23 protein-coding genes and 2 tRNA genes are annotated in these 26,129 nt (G+C 57.1%); 11 read left to right on the plus strand and 14 right to left on the minus strand.

Annotated features, from left to right (window positions below; all coding sequences use genetic code 11):
• Nucleotides 1-30: 30 nt before the first annotated feature.
• Nucleotides 31-639 carry a LysE family translocator gene (locus AACT07_RS02545; RefSeq protein ID WP_069526503.1) on the minus strand — a complete coding sequence of 203 codons (609 nt, stop codon included), beginning with the start codon at nt 637-639 and terminating at the stop codon, nt 31-33.
• A 126-nt stretch (nt 640-765) separates the two neighbouring features.
• The gene (locus AACT07_RS02550; RefSeq protein WP_069526504.1) at nt 766-1,707 is read right to left on the minus strand and encodes a LysR family transcriptional regulator; all 942 of its coding nucleotides are present in this window, start codon (nt 1,705-1,707) and stop codon (nt 766-768) included.
• A 226-nt stretch (nt 1,708-1,933) separates the two neighbouring features.
• On the opposite strand from AACT07_RS02550, the gene AACT07_RS02555 reads away from it, so the two are divergent.
• From AACT07_RS02555 to AACT07_RS02605, 11 genes are all read left to right on the plus strand, one after another.
• Complete coding sequence (locus AACT07_RS02555; protein ID WP_069526505.1) at nt 1,934-3,022, plus strand: ketoacyl-ACP synthase III; 1,089 nt, start codon at nt 1,934-1,936, stop codon at nt 3,020-3,022.
• A 253-nt stretch (nt 3,023-3,275) separates the two neighbouring features.
• Nucleotides 3,276-4,490 carry a methyl-accepting chemotaxis protein gene (locus AACT07_RS22375; RefSeq protein WP_021230363.1) on the plus strand — a complete coding sequence of 405 codons (1,215 nt, stop codon included), beginning with the start codon at nt 3,276-3,278 and terminating at the stop codon, nt 4,488-4,490.
• 9 nt (nt 4,491-4,499) lie between these two features.
• Nucleotides 4,500-4,868 (plus strand): response regulator, encoded by a 369-nt coding sequence (locus tag AACT07_RS02565; RefSeq protein WP_005338778.1) that lies wholly within the window; start codon nt 4,500-4,502, stop codon nt 4,866-4,868.
• Nucleotides 4,869-4,881: 13 nt separating this feature from the next.
• Nucleotides 4,882-5,208, plus strand: a complete 327-nt coding sequence (locus AACT07_RS02570; protein WP_005358513.1) for an STAS domain-containing protein — start codon at nt 4,882-4,884, stop codon at nt 5,206-5,208.
• Nucleotides 5,209-5,230: 22 nt separating this feature from the next.
• Nucleotides 5,231-7,441, plus strand: coding sequence for a chemotaxis protein CheA (locus AACT07_RS02575; RefSeq protein WP_069526506.1), 2,211 nt, complete (start codon nt 5,231-5,233; stop codon nt 7,439-7,441).
• A gap of 10 nt (nt 7,442-7,451) precedes the next feature.
• Nucleotides 7,452-9,377 carry a HAMP domain-containing methyl-accepting chemotaxis protein gene (locus AACT07_RS02580; RefSeq protein ID WP_069526507.1) on the plus strand — a complete coding sequence of 642 codons (1,926 nt, stop codon included), beginning with the start codon at nt 7,452-7,454 and terminating at the stop codon, nt 9,375-9,377.
• Nucleotides 9,378-9,389: 12 nt separating this feature from the next.
• The gene (locus tag AACT07_RS02585; RefSeq protein WP_042080654.1) at nt 9,390-9,959 is read left to right on the plus strand and encodes a chemotaxis protein CheW; all 570 of its coding nucleotides are present in this window, start codon (nt 9,390-9,392) and stop codon (nt 9,957-9,959) included.
• 43 nt (nt 9,960-10,002) lie between these two features.
• The gene (locus tag AACT07_RS02590) at nt 10,003-11,757 is read left to right on the plus strand and encodes a methyl-accepting chemotaxis protein (RefSeq protein WP_069526508.1); all 1,755 of its coding nucleotides are present in this window, start codon (nt 10,003-10,005) and stop codon (nt 11,755-11,757) included.
• Between the two features lie 57 nt (nt 11,758-11,814).
• A complete protein-coding gene (locus AACT07_RS02595) occupies nt 11,815-12,618 on the plus strand; it encodes a CheR family methyltransferase (protein WP_069526509.1) in 804 nt (267 codons plus the stop codon).
• Nucleotides 12,619-12,621: 3 nt separating this feature from the next.
• Nucleotides 12,622-13,113, plus strand: coding sequence for a chemoreceptor glutamine deamidase CheD (cheD, locus tag AACT07_RS02600; protein ID WP_005349556.1), 492 nt, complete (start codon nt 12,622-12,624; stop codon nt 13,111-13,113).
• Nucleotides 13,110-14,168 (plus strand): protein-glutamate methylesterase/protein-glutamine glutaminase, encoded by a 1,059-nt coding sequence (locus tag AACT07_RS02605; RefSeq protein WP_005338795.1) that lies wholly within the window; start codon nt 13,110-13,112, stop codon nt 14,166-14,168. The genes cheD and AACT07_RS02605 overlap by 4 nt, the downstream gene beginning before the upstream one ends.
• Before the next feature lie 98 nt (nt 14,169-14,266).
• Here the strand turns inward: AACT07_RS02605 and pnp are convergent, their stop codons facing one another.
• The 12 genes from pnp to glmM all read right to left on the minus strand — a co-directional run bounded on the left by pnp (nt 14,267) and on the right by glmM (nt 26,115).
• Nucleotides 14,267-16,414 carry a polyribonucleotide nucleotidyltransferase gene (pnp, locus tag AACT07_RS02610; protein WP_005338796.1) on the minus strand — a complete coding sequence of 716 codons (2,148 nt, stop codon included), beginning with the start codon at nt 16,412-16,414 and terminating at the stop codon, nt 14,267-14,269.
• A 167-nt stretch (nt 16,415-16,581) separates the two neighbouring features.
• Nucleotides 16,582-16,851, minus strand: coding sequence for a 30S ribosomal protein S15 (gene rpsO, locus AACT07_RS02615; protein ID WP_005338797.1), 270 nt, complete (start codon nt 16,849-16,851; stop codon nt 16,582-16,584).
• Nucleotides 16,852-16,995: 144 nt separating this feature from the next.
• A complete protein-coding gene (truB, locus tag AACT07_RS02620; protein ID WP_005338798.1) occupies nt 16,996-17,946 on the minus strand; it encodes a tRNA pseudouridine(55) synthase TruB in 951 nt (316 codons plus the stop codon).
• A 1-nt stretch (nt 17,947) separates the two neighbouring features.
• A complete protein-coding gene (gene rbfA, locus AACT07_RS02625; protein WP_005338799.1) occupies nt 17,948-18,385 on the minus strand; it encodes a 30S ribosome-binding factor RbfA in 438 nt (145 codons plus the stop codon).
• A 55-nt stretch (nt 18,386-18,440) separates the two neighbouring features.
• Nucleotides 18,441-21,134 (minus strand): translation initiation factor IF-2, encoded by a 2,694-nt coding sequence (gene infB / locus AACT07_RS02630; RefSeq protein WP_005338806.1) that lies wholly within the window; start codon nt 21,132-21,134, stop codon nt 18,441-18,443.
• Nucleotides 21,135-21,154: 20 nt separating this feature from the next.
• Nucleotides 21,155-22,657, minus strand: coding sequence for a transcription termination factor NusA (gene nusA / locus AACT07_RS02635; RefSeq protein ID WP_005338808.1), 1,503 nt, complete (start codon nt 22,655-22,657; stop codon nt 21,155-21,157).
• 14 nt (nt 22,658-22,671) lie between these two features.
• Nucleotides 22,672-23,130, minus strand: coding sequence for a ribosome maturation factor RimP (rimP, locus tag AACT07_RS02640; RefSeq protein WP_005338809.1), 459 nt, complete (start codon nt 23,128-23,130; stop codon nt 22,672-22,674).
• Between the two features lie 166 nt (nt 23,131-23,296).
• Nucleotides 23,297-23,373 (minus strand) — tRNA-Met (locus AACT07_RS02645).
• Between the two features lie 92 nt (nt 23,374-23,465).
• Nucleotides 23,466-23,550 (minus strand) — tRNA-Leu (locus tag AACT07_RS02650).
• A gap of 7 nt (nt 23,551-23,557) precedes the next feature.
• Nucleotides 23,558-23,884: a preprotein translocase subunit SecG gene (secG, locus tag AACT07_RS02655; RefSeq protein ID WP_005338811.1), complete on the minus strand. Its 327-nt coding sequence runs from the start codon at nt 23,882-23,884 to the stop codon at nt 23,558-23,560.
• Nucleotides 23,885-24,649: a triose-phosphate isomerase gene (gene tpiA, locus AACT07_RS02660; protein ID WP_069526510.1), complete on the minus strand. Its 765-nt coding sequence runs from the start codon at nt 24,647-24,649 to the stop codon at nt 23,885-23,887. It abuts the gene before it with no gap.
• A 131-nt stretch (nt 24,650-24,780) separates the two neighbouring features.
• Nucleotides 24,781-26,115, minus strand: a complete 1,335-nt coding sequence (gene glmM / locus AACT07_RS02665; RefSeq protein WP_005338823.1) for a phosphoglucosamine mutase — start codon at nt 26,113-26,115, stop codon at nt 24,781-24,783.
• Between the last annotated feature and the right edge of the window lie 14 nt (nt 26,116-26,129).

A 26,129-nucleotide genomic window follows, 5' to 3' on the forward strand; every position in this document is an offset into this window, starting at 1 on the left:
TCCCGCTTAAGGTATCTGCGAAATGCAGGATTAGATAACCACCTTGAGCGCCAACCCGAGCAGCACCAGCCCGCTCACCTTGTCAATCACAAAGGATTTGGCTTTCAGCCACGCCAGCACCGGCCCACGAGAGAGCACCAGCGCCACCAACACGTACCAGACTGCGTCGATTCCGCCCGCGGTGAGCATCATGATGCCCCCTTCGCTCCAGCCGGTATCGGCCCGCACAAACTGGCTGAACAGAGCGATGAAGAAAACCGCCAGCTGGGGGTTAAGGAAGGCAACCATAAAACCTTCAAAGGCCCCCTGCCGACCACGCAGTTGATGCACCTCTTCATTCACTTCGTCACTGGCTGGTTTTGCCAGCAGGGCTTTCACCCCGAGCCAGGCAAGAAATGCAGCGCCGCCGTAGCGGATCAGATCAAACAGGATCGGGGTCTGGGTGATCAAAATGGAGAGGCCGAGCGCGGTGACCAGCGCATAGATACCAACCCCGAAACCATGACCTAGCGCAGTGGCGACACCATGCCCCTGCCCGCCATGCATCGTGTTGCGGATGATCAGCGCCAGACTCGGCCCCGGGCTGATGGCCCCCATCACGCAGATTGCGGCCAGTGCCAGCCAACTCGTCAGTTCCATGCTTTTCCTCTTTTGCGCTCGATATAATGACCTGCACTCAGGGTACGGGCTGAGCCATTATGCCAGTAGTGAAAGTTATGAATAGATTCCATAACCAATGGCTATGGTGCCGCACAACTGACTGGGCTAACCGCCGAGATCGAGCAGCTTGTGACTCTCGCCAACGGTGCGTTGCAGGTGATCCCGCAGGAATGGGTAGGCCAGCTCGCGAAACCAGCGGTGGGCCGGATCCTGATGGTGGCGCTGGTGCCACAGCAGATGATACTGCTGGTCGCGGGTAGCAAATGGCAGTTCGACAAAGGTGAGCTCATGGTCGCAGGAGAGCTGCCAGGCGATATGAGCCGGAGTGGTCATCAGGCAATCGGTGCGCAGCAACACCTCCACCGCCGCCTGAAAGAAGGGGACTCGAGCAAACCAGCGCCGCCTCAGTCCCTGCGGCGCCAACACCTGCTCAACCGGACTGTCTTTGTCGCCTCCCCCGCTAACCTGCAGGTGAGGCCAGGCGAGATAGTCATCGAGACTCAGCGCCTTGCCCGCCAGCGGGTGATGACGTCCCATCAACACCGCCAGCCGATCTTCCCCCTGATGCAGACCTCGGATCTGCTCCGGTACCTGCTCGGTGATGGTAGAGACCAGATCCAGCTCGGACTGCCACAGCTGCGGCAGCTGACGTTTGTCCCACAGGCTGTACTCCAGCGCCGCCAACGGCGCCTCTTTGGCGAGCGCGGCACAGATATCGGGCAGGATATGCTGGGCCACATAATCGGAGGAGGCGAGCCGAAATACCCGCTCGCAGCGGCTCGGGTCAAACCCGGGGGCCTCGTAGAGCCGCTCCAGCGCACCGAGAGAATCCGCCAGCTGGGCTGCCAGCGCTTCAGCCCGTGGCGTCAGCAGCCAGCGTTGCCCCTCCCGCACCAGCAACTCGTCGTCAAACTCGCTGCGCAACTGGGCAAGCTGCTTGCTGATGGAGGGCTGGCTCAGGTGCAGCAACTCGGCGGCGCGGCTGATATTGCGGGTCTCCAGCAGCACCTTGAGGGTGGGCAGCAGATTGAGATTGGCTCTGAGCAAAGAGATACCCTCATCAGTGGCGAAACGCCTATCTTAGGGCAGAGGAGTCCCGTGTTTTAAGCAAAATTTCCTGCCATGTTCAGCACGTTGCGACCCTTTGCGGCTAGATGGCGCAGCGGCTCCCCCCGCACATAACCATGACCACAAGATGACAGTGGTTGTCTCGTGCGGCATAATTGCACGATTTTCCGCCCGCGGGCGATCCACTTTGAGAAGCGGTAACAAGATGAAATACGCCAATATCACCGGCTGGGGCAAATGCCTGCCTCCCTCCGTGCTGACCAACGATGACCTCAGCACCATCATGGATACGTCAGACGAGTGGATCTATCCGCGCACCGGCATCAAGGCCCGCCGGATCTCCCATGTCAGTACCTCGGATCTCGCCACCCTGGCCGGTCGCCGCGCGCTGGCCTGCGCCGGTCTGGAAGCGAGCGATCTCGATGGCATCATCCTGGCTACCGCCACCCCGGACAACCTGCTGCCAAGTGCCGCCTCTGCGGTGCAGAAGAAGCTCGGTGCCGTCAATGCCGCCGTGTTTGATCTCAATGCGGCCTGCACCGGTTTCGTCTATTCCCTCTCCGTCGCGACCTCGCTGGTGCAGACCGGCATGATGAAGAAGGTGCTGGTGATTGGTGCCGAACGCCTCACCTACCTGCTGGATTGGGCGCGCCGCGATACCGCCGTGCTGTTTGGCGATGGTGCCGGTGCCGTGGTAATCGAGGCGAGTGAGCTGGAGTGTGGCCTGATCGCCAACAAGCTGGGCTGTGACAGCGAAGCGCGGGAGATCCTGCACGTACCGAACTTCGGTACCGATCGGGTGCGTTTTGCCGATATCGATGGTCTGTTCACCTTCAACTTCGAAGGGCCGGAGATCTTCAAACGCGCCGTGCGCGGCATGGGTGAAGCCACCAGCACTGTGCTGGCGCAGGCCGGTATTGCGCCGGAGCAGGTCGATCTGATCGTGCCGCACCAGGCCAATATCCGCATCATCGAGACCCTCACCAAACGGATGAATGCGCCGATGGAGAAGGTGATGGTCAACATCGAAAATTACGGCAACACCTCCGCCGCCACTGTGCCCATCGCCCTGTGTGAAGCGCTGGAGCAGGGGCGCGTCAAGCCGAACTCCTATCTGCTGACCGCCGCTTTCGGTGCCGGCCTGACCTGGGGTGCCGCCATCATCAAGTGGGGAGATCGCGTCACCCCCATCAAGGCGTGCGATGCAGAACTGCCCCCCTGCGACCAGAGTGCGCTGGAGCTCATCGCCCATGCTGTGGAAGGTTGCCAGAAGGCTCACGCCAACGAGGCTTGATCCTCATCAGGAGCCTGAATCCTCAGGCTCCTTCTCTCCTTTTCATCCCCACCTGGCTCTGCCCCCCACCTCGCAAGCCGCTTGATACGGCAATCGCTGATACAAACAACTCCGATTTGCAGCCAATTAATTTTTTTCCGCTAACCTTATTGTGCCAACTATAAATAAAGAAAAGAGCGTCAAGGGGCACCATGACTGTTTCGGTCCTGCGCCTTTACCTCTTACCAAATAATTGCACAGGGATAAGCTACGTATGGCACAACACAAAAGTGGCGTGAACACACCGCTTTGGGAACCGGTTTGCTGGATTTGCTGCATCGGGCTTGCTCTGCTGAGCTGCCTGTTGCTACAGCTCGCCGATGCGCTGTCACCTCTCTACCTGCTGCTCAATGTGCTGGTTGGTATTGCCGCCGCGCTCTGGACATCGAGTCACTTCCACCAGCACACACTCCGACATCGTGCAGGAGAGGAACAAACCGTCGCAACCGATCCTCTCGCCCACTCCATCATCGGGCTCGAACAGGTGTGCGAGAAGGCACTCCCCATCTGGTCCCAGCAAATTGAAAGCTCTCGTCAACAAACCGAAGCCGCGATGATTGACCTGACTCAACGCTTCAGCGGCTTGGCCAACAAGCTGGAAGAAGCAGTCAATGCTTCTCATCTGGCAGCCGGAGAACTGGGTGATGCCAATTCCCGTGGCATGGCAGGAGTCTTGAGCGAGAGCCAGCAGCAACTCAATGAGGTAGTGGCCATCCTGCACTCCGCCCAGGCCAATCGGGACGCCATGCTGGGTGAGATAAAAAGCTTGACCACCTACACCATAGAGCTCAACACCATGGCCATGGATGTGGCCAAAATCGCCTCCCAGACCAACCTGCTGGCCCTCAACGCCGCCATTGAAGCGGCTCGTGCAGGGGAAGCAGGCCGTGGCTTTGCTGTGGTCGCGGATGAAGTGCGCAACCTCTCCCGCCTCTCCAGCGAAACCGCCCAGAAGATGACCGACAAGGTAGACACCATCAATACTGCTATCGGCCGCGCCTTCCAGATTGCCGAAAATGCTGCCGCACGGGATCACGCCTCGGCGCTCAATTCGGAGCAGACAATCGAACAGGTACTGGCCCGTTTTCGCCATGCCACTGACAGCCTGGCGGAATCCGCCTCCCTGCTGCAAAACGAGAGCACCGATATCCATCGCGAAATCTCCAGCGTCATTGTCTCGCTGCAATTTCAAGACAGGGTCAGCCAGATCCTCAGCCACGTCAGACAAAACATGGAGAGCCTCTCCAGCCATCTGGTTGCTTCGGAGCAGAGCAGCAATGCGACAGGGCCAATCCAGATCGATGCCAATCGCTGGCTGGCAGAGATGGAGCTCTCATACGCCACCGACGAACAGCGCAATATTCACCATGGTCGCACCACCCGTTCTGTCAACGCGCAACCAAGCAGCGCCGACATCACATTTTTCTAGGAGAGAGATATGGGCAAAACGATCCTGATCGTGGATGACTCGGCAACTATTCGCCAAGTCGTGGGCATGACCCTCAAGGGCGCCGGTTATGAGGTCATGGAAGCCTCTGACGGCAAAGATGCGCTCAACAAACTAGATGGCAAGAAGATCAACCTGATCATCAGTGACGTCAACATGCCGAACATGGATGGCATCACCTTCGTCAAAGAGGCCAAAAAGCTGGCCAACTACAAATTTACCCCTGTCATCATGCTGACCACCGAATCTCAGGACAGCAAGAAGCAGGAGGGACAAGCCGCAGGAGCCAAAGCCTGGGTGGTCAAACCCTTCCAGCCCGAACAGATGCTGGCCGCAGTCGCCAAGCTCATCATGCCGTGATCCGGAGCGCATCATGCAACTACAGAGCGAGCTACTCGACAACAAGGTAGTGGTGACCATGCCGGACGAGATCACCATTTATACAGTCAGCGAGCTGAAAGATGCTCTCTCACCCTTATTGCATCAGGGGAACGAACTGGAGCTGAATCTGGCAGCGGTATCCGAGATAGACAGCGCCGGGCTGCAATTGCTGCTGGCAGCGAAGAAAACCGCTCTGCAGCAAGGCTCCTCCCTGGCACTGGTCTGGCACAGCCATGTTGTGCTTGAACTGCTGGAGCTCTGCCAGCTCTCGGCCTTTTTTGGCGACCCCACCCTCATCACCCATGGCGAACGGCCCTGAGCCACTATGACAAGGAGTCACCGTGAGCATCGATCTTGATCAGGCTTTACAAACCTATATCGCCGAGGCACGCGAGTTGCTTGAAGAGATGGAATCAGCACTTCTATCACTGGAATCTGACCCTGACAATAGCGAGCTGATTGGTGCCATCTTCCGTGCAGCTCATACCATCAAGGGGTCAGCTGGCCTGTTTGGTCTGCAACCAATCGTCGGGTTTACCCATATCGTCGAGGATCTGCTAGACCAGATCCGCAATCAGCAGCTAACCGTCACCTCTCCTCTGATCAAGGATCTGCTGGAGAGCTGCGACCACATCCAGACGCTCATCAGTGTCGTTGCAGAACAGGGCAGCACGTTAAGCGATGTCGATGCCAACCAGGATGAACGGCTGAGGCTCGCTCTCACCCGTCATCAGTGCGTCCCCCATGCCACGCTGCCAGATACTGTACATACGCCGGAACCCAAGATCGAAAAAGAGGGAGGGATTACCAGCTCCGCCTCCCTGTGGCATATCTCCCTGCGTTTTGGCCCCGATGTGCTGCGCAATGGCATGGATCCGGCCGCATTTCTGCGCTATCTCGGCACCCTCGGGACCATATGCTCGGTGGAGACCATCCATCAGGCGTTACCGGATTGGGAGCAGTTCGATCCGGAGAATTGCTACCTCGGCTACGAGATAGACTTCGACTCGCAGGCAGATAAGGCAGCCATCAGCGATGTCTTTGAATTTGTCAGAGATGACTGCCAGATCACCATCTTGCCGCCCCACAGCAAGATCGCCGAGTTCATCAACCTGATCGAGTCACTGCCGGAAGATAGCGCCATGCTGGGGCAGTTGCTGGTCAACACCGGCGCCCTGACCGCAGAGGAGTTAGCAAGCGGTCTACAGACACAACAAGCGACCCCGGCAGAACAAGCGCCCAGACTCGGAGAAATCCTGATTGCGCAGGGTGCCGTCAACGAAGCCGTTGTCGATGCCGCCCTGAAAAAACAGAATCAGACCAAAGAGAGCAAGAGCAAAGAGGGCCGTTACGTCAGGGTGCATGCCGACAAGCTGGACGATCTGATCAATCTGGTCGGGGAGTTGGTAGTCGCCAGTTCAGGAGCCAATCTGCTGGCCCAACGCACCCGCGAAAGCCAGCTGCAGGAAGCCACCTCAGTCATTGCCATGCTGGTGGAAGAGATCCGCGACAGTGCACTGCGCCTGCGAATGGTGCCTATCGGCGATACCTTCAACCGCTTCCAGCGGGTGGTGCGCGATGTCAGTCAGGAACTGAACAAGGATATCACTCTGGTAATCTCCGGAGCCGAGACTGAACTGGACAAGTCGGTGGTAGAGAAGATCGGCGATCCGCTGATGCATCTGGTCAGAAACTCGATGGATCATGGCATCGAATCGGCAGAGCAACGGCTGCTGGCAGGCAAACCCCCCCGTGGCACCCTGAATCTCAATGCCTATCACGACTCCAACAGTATCGTCATCGAAATTCGGGATGACGGTGCAGGTCTCAACAAAGCCAGGATCCAGCAAAAAGCCATCGAGCGCGGTCTGATCAGCCCAACCACCACGCTGACGGATCAGGAGATATACAACCTGATCTTCGAGCCGGGGTTCTCTACCGCCGAGGCGATAACCAACCTCTCCGGTCGCGGGGTGGGCATGGATGTCGTCAAACGCAACATCACTGCCCTGCGCGGCACGGTCGATCTGGACAGCATCCCGGGAAAAGGAACCCGTGTGCAGATCCGCCTGCCGCTCACCCTTGCCATCATCGACGGCTTCCTGGTGCGAGTCTGCGACACCCACTACGTCATTCCCCTCGATATGGTGATCGAGTGCGTTGAATTGACCCAGAGTGCACTGTCCGATACCCAGGGTCGCAATTACATCAATTTGCGTGGCGAGGTGCTGCCCTTTATCCGCCTGCAACACTACTTCGATACCAATGGCAGCAAAGGGAGGCGCGAGAACATTGTCGTGGTCAGCCATGCAGGCAAAAAATCCGGACTGGTGGTGGATGAACTGCTGGGAGAATTCCAGACCGTCATCAAACCTTTGGGGAAATTGTTCCAGCGCCTGCAGGGCATCAGTGGTTCAACCATTCTGGGGGGGGGAGAGGTCGCCCTGATCCTCGACATTCCTTCGCTGATCCAGCACGCAATCACTCAGGAATCCTGTCAGCTCAACAGGTTGACAGTGTCGCGCAACCTGCCTCAATCCAGCATCAACTGAGGGGACCATCATGTTAAAAAATTCCACCATCAAATTGCGTCTTATTGTACTGCTCTGCATGCTCTGCCTACTGCTGCTGGCCGTTGGCAGCCTCGGGTTATACAACATGCAGAGCAGCAATACCGGGTTGCAGCGCGTTTACAACGATAGGGTAGTTCCCCTCAAGCAGCTGAAGACCATCTCCGACAGCTATGCCGTCTCGATCATCGACAACCTCAACAAGGCCAATGCGGGGCTGATCCCGGCAGAAGAGGCTTTGAAGCAGATACAACAGGCACAGCAGACAATAAAAAACGAGTGGCATCACTACCAGTCCACCACTCTCACACCAGATGAACAGCGTTTGTCAGCCGAGGCGACAACCCTGTTCAACGCGGCCGATACCGATATTGGCAAGCTGGAGAAATACCTCGCCACCCAGCACGGCATGATTACTGGCATGCTGAACAATTTTGACGGTGCCCTCTATGGCTCCATCGATCCGATAGGCAACAAAATCACCGAGCTGGTCAACCTGCAGCTCAATGTGGCCAAGTCGGAATATACCGCAGCGCAATCCTGGTATGACGTGATGCTGATAACCATGGCGGTGGTTATCGCGGTCGGCATCGCACTCGCAGCCTGGTTTGGCACCCTGCTGATCAAAAGCATCATCACCCCCATCGAACAGGCTCTACGCGTGGCCAATAGTCTGGCTGAGGGCAATCTGGATGTATCGATCCAGATAGAGTCCAACGATGAAGCGGGTCAGCTCTTGATGGCAATGGATAACATGGTCAAGAAACTGGGGGCCTTGATCACGGATATCGAGACGCTGGTCACTGCAGCTGTCGAACAGGGCGACTTCAGCCACAAGATTGCGCTGGAGGATCGTCAAGGATATATCAAGCGGGTATCCGAGCTGCTGAATCGCCTATCCCATGTGACAGATACCAGCCTGGAAGATGTGATGCGCATTGCCACCGCGCTCTCCAAGGGGGATCTGACCCAACGGATCGATGAGCCCTACCCAGGTATTTTTGGCCAGACCAAAGACGGCCTCAACCGGACCATCACTGCGCTGACCAATATCATCGAAGAGGTACGTAACGCCGCCGACAACCTGACCAATGCCTCCAATCAGGTGAGCAATACGGCGCAGGCATTGAGCCAGGCCACCAGCGAGCAAGCAGCCAGCGTTGAAGAGACCAGCGCCTCTATTGAGCAGATGAGCGCCAGCATCAATCAGAACACCGAGAACGCCAAGATCACCGACAGCATGGCCAGCAACTCGGTGCTGGAGGCCACCGAAGGGGGCCAATCCGTTCAACAGACGGTGACCGCCATGCAGCAAATCGCCAAGAAAGTCAGCATCATCGACGACATTGCCTACCAGACCAACCTGCTTGCCCTCAACGCCGCCATCGAGGCGGCTCGCGCCGGAGAGCATGGCAAAGGCTTCGCGGTGGTTGCTGCCGAGGTGAGAAAGCTGGCTGAGCGCAGCCAGATCGCAGCGCAGGAGATTGGCGAGCTATCCTCCGACAGTGTCAGCAAGGCAGAGCGGGCTGGCAACCTGCTGGAGAGGATCGTCCCCTCCATTCGCAAGACCTCTGACCTGGTACAAGAGATCAATGCCGCTTCAGGTGAACAAGCCAGTGCAGCCAACCAGATTAGTCTGGCCATGAACCAGCTTAATCAGGTGACACAGCAGAATGCTGCCAGCAGCGAGGAGCTGGCAGCCACAGCCGAAGAGATGAGCTCGCAAGCCAGCGAACTGCAGCAAACCATGGCCTTTTTTGCTCTGGAGAAAAGTGCGCAGCTCAACATCAGGCCCCATGAAACCGGCCACAAGGGCATGCCTCCCAGAGGCAGTTTCATCGCCCCCCCACAACGGGCCAGCCAGCCCAATCAACCATCATCCCATTCCATTGATGACGCGGATTTTGTCCGCTTTTAACCGGAGGCGACCATGCATACATCCACCGACATCACGGTGCCATCAGCGGCCGCTGACGAGAGCAGTGGCGATGCCCAGTACCTGACATTTCTGATCAACAACGAGATGTTCGCCATCAATATTCTGGGGGTCAAAGAGATCATCGAATACGGCAATATCACTCCGGTTCCGATGATGCCGGGTTTTATTCGCGGCGTAATCAACCTCAGAGGAGCGGTAGTGTCGGTCGTAGACTTGAATGCCCGCTTTGGCAATGCACCTTCGGTCATCACTCGCCGCAGTTGCATCGTCATTATTGAGGGGGTAGCCCCGCAGGGCGATGAACCTGTAGGTCAGGATATTGGCGTTGTGGTGGATTCCGTATCGGAAGTACTGGGTATCCCACAAGCAGATATCGAGCCCCCACCCAGTTTTGGTGCCCGCATCCGGGCCGATTTCATCAGCGGCATGGGCAAGGTCAACGGCAAATTCGTCATCCTCATCGATACCGGGAAAGTGTTGTCACTCGATGAGATGGCTCAACTCAACGAACTGGCCCAGCCACAGGCAAGGTTGCCACAAGGCAACCTGCAACCCTCCTGAACAGGCCTCCATACTCCACGACATGCAGCATAAGGAAACGCTCATGACCCAATCACTCTTAGGAAAACTCTTCGGAGACAATACCACCGAAGTGAGGCAGCGGACCCAGTTACTCGACGCAATCGGCCAGCTGCAACACGCAGTCTTGGCAGAGCAGGTTCCAGCACCACTCGATCTTTCCGGTATGGATAGCCCCTTGCGTGAAGTAGGACATGCCATCAACGAGGTGGTCACCTTGCTCAGTGACAAGCTGGAACAGAGCCGCAACGACATTAAAAAGAACCAGGTACTGCTCCATGAGAACCAATTGGTTCGCAAAGCCCTCGACTGCGCCAGTACCAACGTGATGATTGCCGATACCAACCTCGACATTATCTATATGAACGAGGCAGTGACCGGCATGCTCAATCAGGCTGAGACCGACATCAAGAAAGAGCTCTACAGCTTCAACGCCAATCAGCTGATGGGCGCCAACATCGACAGCTTTCATAAAAATCCCGGCCATCAGCGCGCCATGCTGGCCAAACTCAACAGCACCTACCGCACCCAGATACAGCTGGGGGGGCGCACCTTCTCCCTGATCGCCAATCCGGTCTTCAACGATACCGGAGAACGGTTGGGATCCGTGGTCGAATGGGCCGACAGAACCAAGGAGGTAATGATAGAGAAAGAGATGTCCGACATTGTGCAGGCCGTGATTAATGGCGAGCTGCACCGCAGGATGGAACTTGCTGGCAAGAGCGGCTTCTTTCAGGCGATGGGAGAAGGGATCAACCAGATTGCCGAAGTGATCGACAGCACCCTCAACGACGTAATCCGGGTCGTGCAATGTTTGGCAAAAGGTGATTTGACCCAACAGATTGAGGCGGACTACCCCGGTGTGTTTGGCACCACCAAGGATGCGCTCAACAAGACCATCGCTTCGCTCACCAACATCGTCACCGAAGTGCGCGGCGCCTCTGACAACCTCTCCAGTGCCGCCGAGCAGGTAAGCGCGACCGCCCAGTCGATCAGCCAATCTAGCAGTGAACAGGCCTCCAGCATGGAGGAGACCAGCGCCTCCATCGAACAGATGAGCGCCAGCATCAACCAGAATACCGACAATGCCCAGGTCACCGATGGCATGGCCAGCAAGGCAGCCAAAGAGGCCGTAGAGGGAGGAGAAGCGGTCAAACTGACTGTGGATGCCATGAAGCAGATCGCCAGACGGATTGGCATCATCGATGACATCGCCTACCAGACCAATCTATTGGCTCTAAACGCAGCTATCGAAGCGGCGCGGGCTGGCGATCACGGCAAAGGCTTTGCCGTAGTGGCGGCGGAGGTGCGCAAACTGGCCGAACGCAGCCAGGTGGCAGCACAGGAGATTGGCGAGCTAGCCTCCAGCAGTGTCGAGATGGCAGAAAAAGCCGGTCGCCTGCTCGATCAAATGGTGCCCTCCATCAACAAGACCTCGGACCTGGTGCAGGAGATCAGTGCCGCTTCGGTTGAGCAATCCACAGGTGTCAGCCAGATCAATCAGGCTATGAACCAGTTGAGTCAGGTTACCCAGCAGAACGCTTCTTGCAGCGAAGAGCTGGCTGCCACAGCAGAAGAGATGAGCAGCCAGGCTGAACAGCTGCAGCTGGCCATGGAGTTCTTTACCCTGGAGGCCCATGCCAAAGAAGGTAAAGCAGCCACCTCGCATCTTCACCCCAATACCCGAGGCCGCTTCATGAACGAGAGCAATGCCAACAGTCGGGAACGAGCCGCCACAGTCCAACGCCCCACGGGCGATGGCGATTTTGTCCGGTTCTAGTAACGGGAGAGGCGTTGCCTCTCCCGTCTCCGACCACACAGGTAGAGGGACTGTTTTTTGTATCAAACCCAGCTGCATGATGATGAGTTCTCCCGTTTCCAACGCTGGCTTCATCAAACGGCGGGGATAGAGCTGTCTCCAGCCAAGAAGGCGCTGGTAGCCAGCCGCCTGGCGAAACGCCTCTGCCACTATGAGCTCGATAGTTATGACGACTACTTCCAGCTCATCATGAACGATCGCAGCAGCGAACTGCAGTTGGCGCTCGATCTGCTGACCACCAACGAAACCTACTTTTTCAGGGAGCCCAAACACTTCGAGTTTCTGACGCGGGAGATAGTCTCAGCGCTCCCGCCCGAGCAACCACTGCGGGTCTGGAGCGCTGCCAGCTCATCCGGCGAGGAGCCCTACAGTCTGGCCATGACCCTCGCGGAAAAACGCAGCACCTTCAACTGGGAGATCCTGGCCTCCGATATCTCGTCCCGGGTGCTGGAACAGGCGATGAGCGGTCGCTACCCCATCGAGCGGGCGCAAAATATTCCACTGCCCTTTTTGATGAAATATTGCCTCAAGGGTGTGGGCCTGCAGGAGGGCATCTTCATCATCGATCGCAAGTTGCGGGACAAGGTGCAGTTCATGCAGATCAACCTCAATCAGGATCTGCCGGAAATCGGCATGTTTGACGTCATCTTCATCAGAAACGTGATGATCTACTTCAACAAGGAGACCAAAGGGCAAGTATTGCAGCGGCTGGTACCCAGACTCAAACCCGGTGGCTACCTGCTGGTGAGCCACGCCGAGAGCCTGCATGGCCTGCACCACGGCCTGCAGCTTGTCTCGCCTTCCATCTATCAGAAGAGATAAGTCATGACTCGGGAGGTGATCCTGCAACCGGGAGAGCTCTTTTTTGGCAAGGAGGATGTGGTGGTCAGAACCGTACTGGGCTCCTGTATTGCCATCACCTTGTGGCATCCGGAGCAGAAACAGGGAGGAATGTGTCACTACATGCTGCCAAGTCGGCGCAATCCCTCAACCAAGCTGGATGGGCGCTATGCCGATGAGGCCCTCGCCTTGCTGCTGCAAGCGGCCAGTCACTATCCCGCCCCTATCCATGAATATGAGGCCAAGTTGTTCGGGGGTGGCAACATGTTTACCGAGCCTCAATACGCACAGAGCGACAACAATGTCGCCGCCAAAAATATTCAGGCAGCCTGGCAGCTGACCCGACACCTTGGCCTTGATATCAAGGCTCATCATCTTGGCCATAGCGGCCACCGAAGCTTGCTCTTTGAGCTCAGCAACGGCAGTGTCTGGCTCCGCCATCATCGTCTGCCACATCAACGGGAGTCGCGAGAATGAAGCAGATCCGGGTCATGCTGGTGGATGATTCCGCCGTGGTCAGACAGGTATTGCAAGCGGTGTTGGAGCAGGAGCCTGATATCCGGGTGATCGCCACAGCATCGGATCCCCTGTTTGCCCAGGAAAAACTGAAGAAAGAGTGGCCTGATGTCATCGTGCTCGATGTGGAGATGCCCCGGATGGATGGCATCACCTTTCTCACCAAGATCATGGCAGAGCACCCCACCCCGGTGGTGATCTGCTCCTCCCTCACCGAAAAGGGGGCCGAGACCACCCTGCAGGCAATGGCTGCCGGTGCGGTGGACATCATCACCAAGCCGACCATGGGGATAAAAAGCTTTCTGCAAGAATCTGCCCACGACCTGGCCATGGCGGTACGTGCCGCGGCCCAAGCCAACCTCAAGCGCGTGGGCAAGCCCTCCTCTGTACCAGTCAGCACCAAGCTCAACGCAGATGCCATGCTGGCGCCCAACCAGCACGCCATGGCACAAACCACCGAGCGCCTCATCGCCATCGGCACCTCGACCGGCGGCACCCAGGCGCTGGAAGCCGTGCTGACTGCCTTGCCCCGGGTCAGCCCCGGCATTGTCATCGTGCAGCACATGCCGGAGAAATTTACCGCCATGTTTGCAGAACGCCTGAACGGGGTCTGCCAGATAGAAGTGCGGGAGGCGAGGAATAATGACCGGGTGATCCCGGGGCTGGCGCTGATTGCCCCCGGAGGCAAGCATATGCTGCTCAAACGCAGCGGTGCCTACTATCACGTCGAGGTGGTCGACGGGCCGCTTATCAACCGCCATCGCCCTTCGGTGGATGTGCTGTTTCGCTCCGTCGCCAAATATGCCGGCAAGAATGCCACCGGCATCATCATGACCGGCATGGGGGATGACGGTGCCCGGGGATTGCGCGAGATGCTGGATGCAGGTGCCAACACCTATGCCCAGGATGAGGCCTCCTGCGTGGTCTTCGGCATGCCCAAAGAGGCGATCAAGCTGGGAGCAGCCCGCCATGTGCTCCCCTTGCAAGAGATGCAGTACGCCATCCTCGGCAAGTAATCCCTTATCGCGCGTTTTGCCCATAAAAAAGTCCGGCTCCCCAAGGGGAGCCGGACTTTTTACATCAACCGGAACCAATCCGGTATCAGGCGAGCAGATTACTCTGCAGCAGGCGCTTCTTCAGCGGCCGGAGCGGCGTCAGCAGCAGGTGCAGCTGCTTCGGTCGGGGCGTTCGCTTCCTTGATGGAGAGACGTACACGGCCCTGACGGTCCACTTCCAGTACCTTCACCTTGACCACGTCACCGATGGTCAGGTGGTCAGCCACGTTCTGCACGCGAGCGTCGGTGATCTGGGAGATGTGTACCAGACCATCTTTGCCTGGCAGAATGTTGACGAATGCACCGAAATCGGCCAGACGAACAACTTTACCTTCATAGATGCGGTTCACTTCGATCTCGGCGGTGATAGCCTCGATGCGACGGATCGCTTCCATGGCGGCTTCGTTGGCCACGGCGGAGATACGTACAGTACCGTCATCATCCAGCTCGATGTTGGTGCCGGTCTCTTCGGTCAGCGCACGGATCACGGAACCACCCTTACCGATCACGTCCTTGATCTTCTCAGGATTGATCTTGATGGTGTGGATACGCGGTGCGAAATCGGAGATCTGGGCACGGGGAGCCTGGATAGCTTCGTCCATCACTTTCAGGATGTGCAGACGAGCGCCACGAGCTTGCTTCAGCGCAATCTCCATGATCTCTTTGGTGATGCCTTCGATCTTGATGTCCATCTGCAGCGCGGTCACACCTTCGGTGGTACCGGCTACTTTGAAGTCCATGTCGCCCAGGTGATCTTCGTCACCCAAGATGTCAGACAGCACGACGAAACCTTCTTCTTCCTTCACCAGACCCATGGCGATACCGGCAACGGAGGCCTTGATCGGCACACCGGCATCCATCAGCGCCAGAGAGGAACCACAGACAGACGCCATGGAGGAGGAGCCGTTGGATTCGGTAATTTCAGAGACCACGCGCACCACGTACGGGAACTCGGCGGCGCTCGGCATCACGGCAGCAACGCCGCGCTTGGCCAGACGGCCGTGACCGATTTCACGACGCTTCGGGCTCCCCATCATGCCAGTCTCACCGACGCAGTATGGCGGGAAGTTGTAGTGCAGCATGAAGCGATCGGCACGGTTGCCGGTCAGCTCGTCGATGTTCTGGGCGTCACGCTCGGTACCCAGAGTGGCGACCACGATAGCCTGAGTTTCACCACGGGTGAACAGGGCAGAACCGTGGGCACGGGGCAGAATACCGGTACCTACGCTCAGGGCGCGGATCATTTCCGGATCGCGACCATCGATACGCGGCTCACCACGTACTACGCGACCACGAACGATGCGGCTTTCCAGGCTATGGAACTCTTCGCCGATCTTCTTGGCATCTTCTTCCACGCCGGAAGCGATAACTTGCTCAACCACACGACCCTTGATGGCCGCGATGGTTTCGTAACGAACTGCCTTCTCGGTGATGCGGTAGGCTTCACCCAGTTCGGCGCTCGCCAGCTCGGCAACCTTGGCTTTCAGAGCTTCGTTGACGGCAGGCGGAGTCCAGTCCCACGGCTTGGTGCCGACGGCAGCGGCAAACTCGTTGATCGCATTGATCACGGTCTGCATCTGCTCGTGACCGTATACCACGGCACCCAGCATTACCTCTTCGGAAAGGATGGCCGCTTCGGACTCAACCATCAGTACCGCGTTGGCAGTACCGGCAACCACCAGATCCAGATCGCTCTGCGGCAGTTCGGTGGTGGTCGGGTTCAGCACATACTGACCGTTCATGTAACCCACGCGAGCAGCACCGATCGGGCCGCCAAACGGGATACCGGAGATGGCCAGTGCAGCAGAGGCACCGATCATGGCAACGATGTCGGGGGATACGGCCGGATTCACGGACATTACGGTCGCAACGACCTGAACCTCATTGAGGAAGCCTTCCGGGAACAGCGGACGAATAGGACGGTCGATCAGACGGGAGATGAGGGTCTCGCCTTCGCTCGGACGGCCTTCACGACGGAAGAAACCACCCGGGATACGACCAGCAGCATAGGTACGCTCCTGGTAGTTGACGGTCAGCGGGAAGAAATCACGGCCGTGATCGGCCTCTTTCTTGCCGACTACGGTCACAAATACGCAGGTATCGTCCATGCTGACCATAACGGCCGCAGTGGCTTGACGGGCCATCACACCGGTTTCCAGAGTGACGGTGTGTTGACCGTACTGGAATGACTTTACAATAGGATTCACGTGAATTTCCTTTTTACAATTTGGCTCTTTAAATTCGCGCACAAGTATACTTGATTCGATGCAAAAGGTAAGCGGCGACGCGAATTCTGTGAGGCAGGCAACGGCTTGAAGAGCAATAAAAAAGGGGAACCTGACGGTTCCCCTTTTTCGCGAAATCTGATGGTCGATTAACGACGCAGACCCAGCTTGGCGATCAGAGCAGCATAACGCTCGGAATCTTTACGCTTCAGGTAGTCCAGCAGCTTACGACGCTGGGAAACCATGCGCAGCAGACCGCGACGACCGTGGTGGTCCTTGGAGTGCTCTTTGAAGTGACCTTGCAGATGGTTGATCTGGGCAGTCAGCAGGGCAACTTGCACTTCGGGGGAACCGGTGTCGTTGGCGCAACGAGCGTTGTCAGCAACGATTTGAGCTTTGATCTCAGCATTTAGAGACATGGTAATACTCCAGTAGAGTGTTTAAAGGTTCACAGCCAATCTCTAATTCAGCCGTGAAATGAGGGCGGTATCATAATCGTCCCCGCCCCTTTTCGCAACGATAAAGAGGCGAAACGGGAAAGACGCGCTGATACCGCCTGAGGATCACTCCTCGTCGTGATAACGCACCAGTCGCTTGGGAGCGACGCGGCCATCATCATCAATCTCGCCAACCCCGATGAACTCGCGCTCCGGGCCGACCGTCATGCGAACCTGACCGCTTTGCGGCGCACCTGCCACCTGCACGGCCTGGCCCTGATTCACATAGGCAGCCACAACAGCCAGCATGTTCACCTCGGGCAAGCTTGCCACGGCGGTGTCCATCGGCAGCAACAGCGGATCCAGCTGCTCGCGCGGCGGGATGCTCTCGGCCTTGGCCTGCTCGAAGATGCACTCGAGTTGCTCCAGGGTCAGCATCCGCTCGTACGGATAACTGGCCACCTGGGTACGACGCAACTGGGTCACGTGGGCACCACAGCCCAGCACTTCACCCAGATCATCCACCAGAGAGCGGATGTAGGTGCCTTTGCTGCAGTGCACTTCAAGGCGCACTTCATCACCTTCGAAGCTCAGCAGTTTGAGCTCGAATACGGTGATGGGACGGGCTTCTCGCTCGATCTCGATGCCTTCGCGGGCATATTCGTAGAGCGGACGGCCGTTGTGCTTGAGCGCGGAGTACATGGATGGCACCTGCATGATGGGGCCGCGGAACTGGTCCAGCGCCTCGATCAGGGTACCGACAGCCACGTTCACCGGACGGGTGGAGACCACCTCACCGTCGGAGTCGCTGGTGTTGGTGCGCTCGCCCAGTTTGGCGGTCACCTCATAGCGTTTGTCCGCTTCCAGCAGATACTGGGAGAACTTGGTGGCCTCGCCGAGGCAGATCGGCAGCATGCCGGTCGCCAGCGGATCCAGTGCGCCGGTGTGACCGGCCTTGGCGGCATTGTAGATGCGCTTGACCTTCTGCAGCACATCGTTGGAGGTCAGGCCGGTCGGCTTGTCCAGCAGCAGAATGCCGTGCACATCACGGCCCTTGAAACGACGTCTTCGGGTCATCTCAGGCTTTATCCTCAGTCGTGTCATCCGGTGCGGATTCAGCTTCTTCGTCACGGCCGGATTCGGCCATGCGACGCTTGTCTTCACGCACAGTGTTGGTCACCAGGTTGGAGAGACGCATCCCCTCGACCAGGGTCTGGTCGTAGTAGAAACGCAGCTCGGGCACCACGCGCAGACGCATGGCACTGCCCAGCAGACTACGGATATATCCGGCTGCTTCGGTCAGACCCTGCAAGCCTTCCTTGATGCGCTCGGCATCATTTTCCAGCTGCAAGAAGGTGACGTAAATCTTGGCATAGTTGAGGTCACGGGACACTTCCACATCGGAAACGGTCACCATGCCGATGCGCGGGTCTTTCACCTCGCGCTGCAGGATCAGCGCGATTTCACGCTGGATCTGCTGTCCGACCCGACGGGTCCGGCTGAATTCTCTGGCCATATTCTATCCTGCGATAAAAGGGGGCCGCGGCCCCCTATTTTGTCTAACTCTCGGCTTACAGAGTCCGTTGGATTTCAACAGTCTCGTAAACTTCGATCTGGTCGCCTTCGCGTACGTCGTTGTAGTTTTTGACCGCGATACCACACTCGTAGCCGTTGCGAACTTCGTTGACGTCATCCTTGAAGCGGCGCAGGGATTCCAGCTCGCCTTCATAGATAACCACGTTGTCACGCAGAACGCGGATACGGTTGGAACGCTTGACCACACCTTCGGTAACCATACAGCCGGCAACGGCGCCGAACTTCGGAGACTTGAAGACGCTACGCACTTCAGCCAGACCGATGATCTCCTGACGATACTCAGGGGCCAGCTTGCCGCTCATGGCCTGCTTCACTTCGTCGATCAGGTCATAGATGACGGAGTAGTAACGCAGATCCAGACTCTCGGATTCGATGACCTTGCGCGCAGATGCGTCGGCACGGACGTTGAAACCAACCAAGATGGCGCTGGAAGCAGCAGCCAGGGTCGCGTCGGTTTCGGTGATACCACCTACGCCGGAACCCACGATCTTCACCTTCACTTCGTCGGTGGAGAGTTTGACCAGCGCATCGCAGATCGCTTCCACAGAACCTTGTACGTCGGCCTTGATCACCACGTTCACTTCGGACACTTCGCCCTCGGTCATGTTGGCGAACATGTTTTCCAGCTTGGCCTTCTGCTGGCGAGCCAGCTTGACTTCGCGGAACTTGCCCTGACGATAGAGCGCCACTTCACGGGCTTTCTTCTCGTCACGGACAACGGTGGCTTCGTCACCGGCAGAGGGAACGCCGGACAGACCCAGAATTTCCACCGGCAGGGACGGACCCGCTTCCTTGATCTCGCGACCCAGTTCGTCACGCATGGCGCGAACACGGCCGTACTCGAGACCACACAGAACGATGTCGCCCTGACGCAGAGTACCTTCTTGTACCAGTACGGTAGCAACCGGACCACGACCTTTATCCAGGAAGGATTCGATCACGACGCCGTTGGCCATGCCGTCAACCACCGCTTTCAGCTCCAGTACTTCAGCCTGGATCAGGATGGCTTCCAGCAGGTCATCGATGCCTTCGCCAGACTTGGCGGACACGTGCACGAACTGGCAGTCTCCACCCCAATCTTCGGACATGACGTTGTAACGGGCCAGTTCGGTCTTGACGCGATCCGGATCCGCTTCAGGCTTGTCGATCTTGTTGACCGCAACAACCAGCGGCACACCGGCAGCCTTGGCGTGCTGGATAGCTTCGATGGTTTGCGGCATCACGCCGTCGTCAGCTGCAACAACCAGAACAACGATATCGGTCGCCTTGGCACCACGAGCACGCATGGAGGTAAACGCCGCGTGACCCGGAGTATCCAGGAAGGTGATCATGCCACTGTCAGTCTGGACGTGGTAAGCACCGATATGCTGGGTAATACCACCGGCTTCGCCAGCAGCAACCTTGGCTTTACGAATGTAGTCGAGCAGTGAGGTCTTACCATGGTCAACGTGACCCATGATGGTAACGACCGGTGCGCGCGGCTTGGCTTCGGAGGTCTCGTCACGATCGGACAGTACCGCCTCTTCCAGCTCGTTCTCACGACGCAGCACAACCTTGTGACCCATCTCCTCGGCGACCAGCTGAGCGGTCTCCTGGTCGATCACCTGGTTGATGGTGGCCATGGCACCCATCTTCATCATCACCTTGATGACTTCAACGCCCTTGACGGCCATCTTGTTGGCCAGCTCGGCTACAGTGATGGTCTCGCCGATGACGACGTCACGGTTCACCACGGCAGCCGGCTTGTTGAAACCGTGCTTCATGGCGTTCGGCATGGCAACCTTGCCGCGCTTGCCTTTGCGGGCACGCGGGTTGCGAGAGTCGCGATCATCTTCACGACGACCGGCTTTCTTCGGTGCCTTGGCAGCTGCGGCAGTGCGGCGGCTGGTCTCTTCTTTCCGATCCAACTCGTCTTCTGCGGCTTGCGCATGCTTGTTGGTGGTCAGATGGTAGTCGCTGCTCTCTTTGGCGCGAGCGGCCTCTTCTTCAGCCCAGCGGGCTGCGTTCTGTTCCGCCATGAGACGAGCCTCTTCGGCTTTCTTCGCGGCGAGTTCTTCAGCTTTTTTCAAAGCTGTTTGTTCCTGTTGGCGCTTCAGTTCTTCTGCTTCGCGCTTGGCCATCTTTTCTGCCTCTTGCTGAGCTGTGCTACTGGCTGCTTTGGCGGGCTGTGAAGCCTGTCGAGCCTTTGATTGTGCCTCGATCCGCGCCTTTTCCTCAGCTTCACGACGAGCTTGCTCAGCCTCACGGCGAGCCTTCTCTTCAGCTTCGAGGCGAGCCTTCTCTTCGGCCTCGCGACGAGCTTTTTCTTCTGCTTCCAAACGCGCTGTTTCCTCGGCTTCCGCCTGACGCTGTTCATCTTCCAGCGCCGAGCGTCTTACATAGGTGCGAGACTTGCGCACTTCTACCTGCACTTCCTTGTTCTTGCCGCCAGTCCCCTGAACACTGATGGTGCTCTTGGTCTTGCGCTGCAAGGTCATGCGGGCAGGAGCGGCGACCTCGTCACCTCCATGCTGTTTCTTCAGGTGTGCCAGCAGAGCCTGTTTCTCAGACTCGCTGACCATGTCGTCGGCCTTGCTCTTGCTGATACCGGCATCGACAAACTGCTGGAGAAGACGATCAACCGGTGTGTCGATGTCAGTGGCAAGTTGTTTGACTGATACTTCTGCCATTCATTTTCCTCCGTTTGATCTTACTCGGACTGCTCTTCTCCGAACCAACAGATATTGCGAGCAGCCATAATGAGCTCACCTGCCTTCTCGGCAGTCAGCCCTTCAATATCAGCAAGGTCATCGATACCTTGCTCAGCCAAATCTTCCAGGGTACCCACGCCACGGCCCGCCAGAGCGTAAGCCAGTTCGCGGCTCAGACCGTTCAGATTGAGCAGCTCTTCGGACGGCTCAACGCCATCGAAAGACTCTTCTTTGGCCAGTGCCTTGGTAGTCAGGGCATCTTTGGCGCGCTTGCGCAGCTCTTCGACCATGTCTTCATCCAGACCGTCGATAGCCAGCAGCTCGTTGACCGGTACAAAGGCGATCTCTTCCAGGGTAGAGAAGCCCTCTTCCATCAGCAGACCGGCGAAATCGTCGTCGATGTCCAGGGTGCTGGTGAACAGGTTCATGATGCGGTCGTTTTCGGCCTGGTGCTTGGCACGCATGTCCTCAACGGTCATCACGTTCAGCTCCCAACCGGTCAGCTGGGAGGCCAGACGCACGTTCTGACCATTGCGACCGATGGCCTGAGCCAGGTTGGCAGCTTCCACGGCGATATCCATGGTGTGGTTGTCTTCATCAACGATGATGGAAGCCACATCGGCAGGTGCCATGGCATTGATCACGTACTGGGCCGGGTTGTCATCGTACAGCACGATGTCTGCACGCTCACCGCTCAGCTCGGCGGAGACAGCTTGCACACGGGCACCGCGCATGCCGATACAGGCACCAATCGGGTCGATACGACGATCGTTGGTCTTCACCGCGATCTTGGCGCGGGAACCCGGATCACGGGCAGCGCCCATGATTTCGATCATCTCTTCACCGATCTCCGGTACTTCGATACGGAACAGCTCTTTCAGGAAGTCCGGGCTGGAACGGCTGACAAACAGCTGGGAACCACGGGCTTCCGGACGCACTGCATAGAGCAGGCCACGGACACGGTCGCCCGGGCGGAAGGTTTCACGCGGCAGCATGTCATCACGGAAGATCACGGCTTCAGCATTGCTGCCCAGATCCAGGATGACGTTGTCGCGGTTACTCTTCTTGACCACACCACTGATGATGGTGCCTTCTTTATCTTTAAACTGATCAACTACTTGTGAACGCTCGGCTTCGCGCACTTTCTGCACGATAACCTGCTTGGCGGTCTGGGTAGTGATGCGGTCGAAGGTTACAGAGTCGATCTGGTCTTCAACATACTCACCGATCTGGATTTCCGGCTGATCGATCTGCGCCGCTTCCAGGGTGATTTCAGCATAGGGGTTCTCCATCGCGGCTTGATCCGCAATGACTACCCAGCGGCGATAAGTGTCGTAGTCACCGGTCTTGCGATCGATTTCGACCCGAACTTCAATCTCGCCTTCATATTTCTTCTTGGTCGCAGTCGCCAGCGCGGTTTCCAGAGCCTGGAAGATCTTTTCGCGGGGTACCGCTTTCTCGTTGGATACTGCGTCAACGACCAGCAAAATCTCTTTATTCATATCCGATAGCCTCGTTAACCAAAGTTCGGCACTATGTTCGCTTTTTGGATATTGGTGAAAGCCAACACGTCGTCCTTACCATCTACTGTCAGGGTGATCATGTCGCCTTGCACAGCTTTGATTACGCCTTTGAACTTGCGGCGGTTGTTTGTTGCCATCCGAAGCGTTACCGCCGCCTCTTGGCCAACGTATTTTTCGAAATGGGCAACCTTGAACAGGGGACGATCCAGGCCGGGGGAGGATACCTCGAGGTAATACTCCTCGGTGATGGGATCTTCGACGTCCATGATGGCGCCAACCTGATGGCTGACCTCAGCACAGTTCTCGACAGTCACACCCTGCTCGCCGTCGATATAGACACGCAAGGTGGAGTGTTTACCCGCACGGATAAACTCAATACCCCAAAGTTCAAAACCCAAGGCAACGACCGGAGCCTCGAGCAGATCGGTCAAACGTTGTTCCAACGTAGCCAAAGTCACCCTCCGAAAAACAAAAAAAGGGCATAAAGCCCAGATAGATATCGATTCAGAGTAAATTGCACATAACAAAAAGCCCCGATGTCAAATCGGGGCTTGGCGCTTTACCCTGATTGTCGCCTCGCAGCGACCGCCTTCCTGAGCGTAGGAAATGCGTGAAATTTGGTTGCGGGGGCCGGATTTGAACCGACGACCTTCGGGTTATGAGCCCGACGAGCTACCATGCTGCTCCACCCCGCGTCCGAAATCGTGCGAGATTATAGCCGCTTCACTCTCTCGATACAAGACTGACTGGCTATAATACACTCGGTTTCCCGAGCTCACTACTTAATTGGTGCCGTGGGCGGGACTCGAACCCGCACACCCTAGAGCACTACCCCCTCAAGATAGCGTGTCTACCAATTCCACCACCACGGCAAAACTCTTACTCGGGAACGTCAGTATCTTTCTTCACTGGCGCTTTGGTCTGCTCAACCTGTTGGGTTTGTTGCAGATTTTCCCACTCACTACCCTGCTTGACCTTGTTGCTGGACATAGATCCGAGCACCAGGCTGATAACGAAAAACAGAGTAGCCAAAATTGCTGTTGTTCGGGTCAGGAAACTGCCTGAACCACCGGAGCCGAATACTGTGTTCGATGCCCCTGCGCCGAAGGAGGCGCCCATATCAGCCCCTTTACCTTGCTGAATCATCACCAGACCAATCAGAGCCAGTGAAACCAGCAGATAAACGACTAAAAGAATTTCGTACATTTAACTTGCACCCTTTGCCGCTTCAACAATTCCTAAAAACGCATCGCTATCGAGGCTTGCTCCGCCAATCAGTCCGCCATCAATGTCGGGCTGTGCAAACAAATCTCTCGCGTTGCTCGGCGTTACGCTCCCACCATAGATGATTCTAACTTTCTCACCTATTACCGGAGTATCCTCCGCCAAGCGACCACGTATGAAGGAATGAACCTCTTGTGCCTGCTCGGGTGTGGCGCATTTACCTGTACCTACAGCCCAAATCGGCTCGTAGGCGATGATAGCATTATCGAAAGCCATCGCGCCATTTTTCTCTATTACGATATCCAGCTCTTCAGCGATCACCTCGAAGGCTCTTCTCGCCTGCCTCGCCGCACCTGATTCACCTAAACAGAGGATGGGAATCAAGCCTGCCGTTCTGGCTGCCGCAAACTTCTCTGCGACGATAAAACTGGTCTCACCAAAGAGACGCCTGCGCTCGGAGTGCCCTACCAATACGTAACGACACCCTACCTCAACCAGCATCTGACACGAGATTTCTCCGGTGTAAGCGCCAGTCGCGTGCTGACTCACATTCTGAGCCCCCAACTTTATTACCTTCTGCTCATTGAGCAGTGAAGCGCTAAAGTCGAGATGCACATGGGAAGGACAGAGAACCACATCTACTTTTCCGTCAACGCCGTTCAGGCACTGACTCGTAAACTGCTCTAACTGCGACCTACTACCGTGCAACTTCCAGTTGGCTGCTACAAACGGCTTGCGATGTCCCATCGGCAACTCCCTTGCGAAAGCGGGGCTGATAATATCCAGAGGATGCTCAGCTGACAAGTGCTATTTTTAAATTTTTGAATCGTTTGAACAAGATACAACCAGGGCGGCTAAAAAGCCGCCCTGGTTGTTCATTAAAACGCCGATTCGACCTGCTTGGCGATGCGCTGAGCCATGTCACGCACCTGCTGTTCATGCTCCCCTTCGACCATGACCCGGATCAGCGGTTCGGTACCTGATTTACGCAACAGTACGCGACCACGACCAGCCAGCTCCTGTTCCACCTTGGCAACCTCAGCCATGACCGCATCAGCGGCCAGCGGATCCTTGCCTTCGGCAAAACGAACATTCACCAGCACTTGCGGGAACTTGCTCATGCCGGAGCGCAGCTTGGCCAGCGGCATCTCGGCACTGCGCATGGCGGTAAGCACCTGCAAGGCGGCTACGATGCCATCACCCGTAGTGGTCTGATCCAGACAGATTATGTGGCCGGAGTTCTCGCCACCGATACGCCAGCCCTTCTCTTCCATCATCTCCAGCACATAGCGGTCACCCACTTTGGCACGGGCAAACGGAATGCCCAGGGTTTGCAGCGCCAGCTCCAGACCCATGTTGGCCATCAGGGTGCCGACGACACCGCCTTTGAGGCGACCATTGCGCAGGGCATCGCGCGCGATGATATAGAGCACTTCATCACCGTCGATGAGATAGCCGGTATGGTCAACCATGATCAGACGATCACCATCACCATCAAAGGCAACCCCCAGATCGGCCTTGCACTCCAGCACCTTGGCAACCAGTGCGTCAGGCGCAGTCGAGCCGACACCATCGTTGATGTTGAGACCATCCGGGGCACAGCCCATGGTGATCACTTCGGCACCCAGTTCGCGGAAAACCGACGGCGCAATGTGGTAAGTGGCGCCGTGGCCACAGTCGACCACCATTTTCACCCCATCCAGATTCATGTGGGAGGGGAAGGTGCTCTTGCAGAATTCGATATAGCGACCGGCGGCATCATCAATGCGCACCGCTTTGCCAAGTTCGGCCGACTCGACACACTTGAGCTCGTGATCCAGCTCGGCTTCGATAGCCAGCTCGACATCATCGGGCAGCTTGGTGCCGTCGGCGGAGAAGAACTTGATGCCGTTGTCGTAGAAGGGGTTGTGGGAAGCACTGATGACGATGCCAGCTTCGGCACGGAAAGTGCGAGTCAGGTAGGCAACCGCCGGCGTGGGCATGGGCCCCATCAGAATGGCTTTAAGGCCTGCCGCGGAGAGCCCCGCTTCCAGCGCGGATTCCAGCATGTAACCGGAGATGCGGGTATCTTTGCCAATCAGCACCTTTTTGGTGCCCTTCTTGGAGAGCACCTTGCCGGCAGCCCAACCTAATTTCATTACAAAATCAGGGGTGATCGGGTATTCGCCAACCTTGCCGCGCACACCATCGGTACCGAAATACTTTCTTGCCATTGTCTGTTCTCTTT

The organism is Aeromonas sp. ANP5 (assembly GCF_963870295.1).
Lineage (GTDB): Bacteria > Pseudomonadota > Gammaproteobacteria > Enterobacterales > Aeromonadaceae > Aeromonas > Aeromonas veronii.

Coding starts and splice junctions, on each gene's coding strand:
- nusA (WP_005338808.1), bottom strand. CDS start 22,657: ATGAATAAAGAGATTTTGCTGGTCGTTGACGCAGTATCCAACGAGAAA.
- glmM (WP_005338823.1), bottom strand. CDS start 26,115: ATGGCAAGAAAGTATTTCGGTACCGATGGTGTGCGCGGCAAGGTTGGC.
- AACT07_RS02545 (WP_069526503.1), bottom strand. CDS start 639: ATGGAACTGACGAGTTGGCTGGCACTGGCCGCAATCTGCGTGATGGGG.
- AACT07_RS02555 (WP_069526505.1), top strand. CDS start 1,934: ATGAAATACGCCAATATCACCGGCTGGGGCAAATGCCTGCCTCCCTCC.
- AACT07_RS02565 (WP_005338778.1), top strand. CDS start 4,500: ATGGGCAAAACGATCCTGATCGTGGATGACTCGGCAACTATTCGCCAA.
- AACT07_RS02585 (WP_042080654.1), top strand. CDS start 9,390: ATGCATACATCCACCGACATCACGGTGCCATCAGCGGCCGCTGACGAG.
- AACT07_RS22375 (WP_021230363.1), top strand. CDS start 3,276: ATGGCACAACACAAAAGTGGCGTGAACACACCGCTTTGGGAACCGGTT.
- AACT07_RS02580 (WP_069526507.1), top strand. CDS start 7,452: ATGTTAAAAAATTCCACCATCAAATTGCGTCTTATTGTACTGCTCTGC.
- rpsO (WP_005338797.1), bottom strand. CDS start 16,851: ATGTCTCTAAATGCTGAGATCAAAGCTCAAATCGTTGCTGACAACGCT.
- AACT07_RS02590 (WP_069526508.1), top strand. CDS start 10,003: ATGACCCAATCACTCTTAGGAAAACTCTTCGGAGACAATACCACCGAA.
- secG (WP_005338811.1), bottom strand. CDS start 23,884: ATGTACGAAATTCTTTTAGTCGTTTATCTGCTGGTTTCACTGGCTCTG.
- truB (WP_005338798.1), bottom strand. CDS start 17,946: ATGACCCGAAGACGTCGTTTCAAGGGCCGTGATGTGCACGGCATTCTG.
- infB (WP_005338806.1), bottom strand. CDS start 21,134: ATGGCAGAAGTATCAGTCAAACAACTTGCCACTGACATCGACACACCG.
- rbfA (WP_005338799.1), bottom strand. CDS start 18,385: ATGGCCAGAGAATTCAGCCGGACCCGTCGGGTCGGACAGCAGATCCAG.
- cheD (WP_005349556.1), top strand. CDS start 12,622: ATGACTCGGGAGGTGATCCTGCAACCGGGAGAGCTCTTTTTTGGCAAG.
- AACT07_RS02570 (WP_005358513.1), top strand. CDS start 4,882: ATGCAACTACAGAGCGAGCTACTCGACAACAAGGTAGTGGTGACCATG.
- tpiA (WP_069526510.1), bottom strand. CDS start 24,649: ATGGGACATCGCAAGCCGTTTGTAGCAGCCAACTGGAAGTTGCACGGT.
- AACT07_RS02605 (WP_005338795.1), top strand. CDS start 13,110: ATGAAGCAGATCCGGGTCATGCTGGTGGATGATTCCGCCGTGGTCAGA.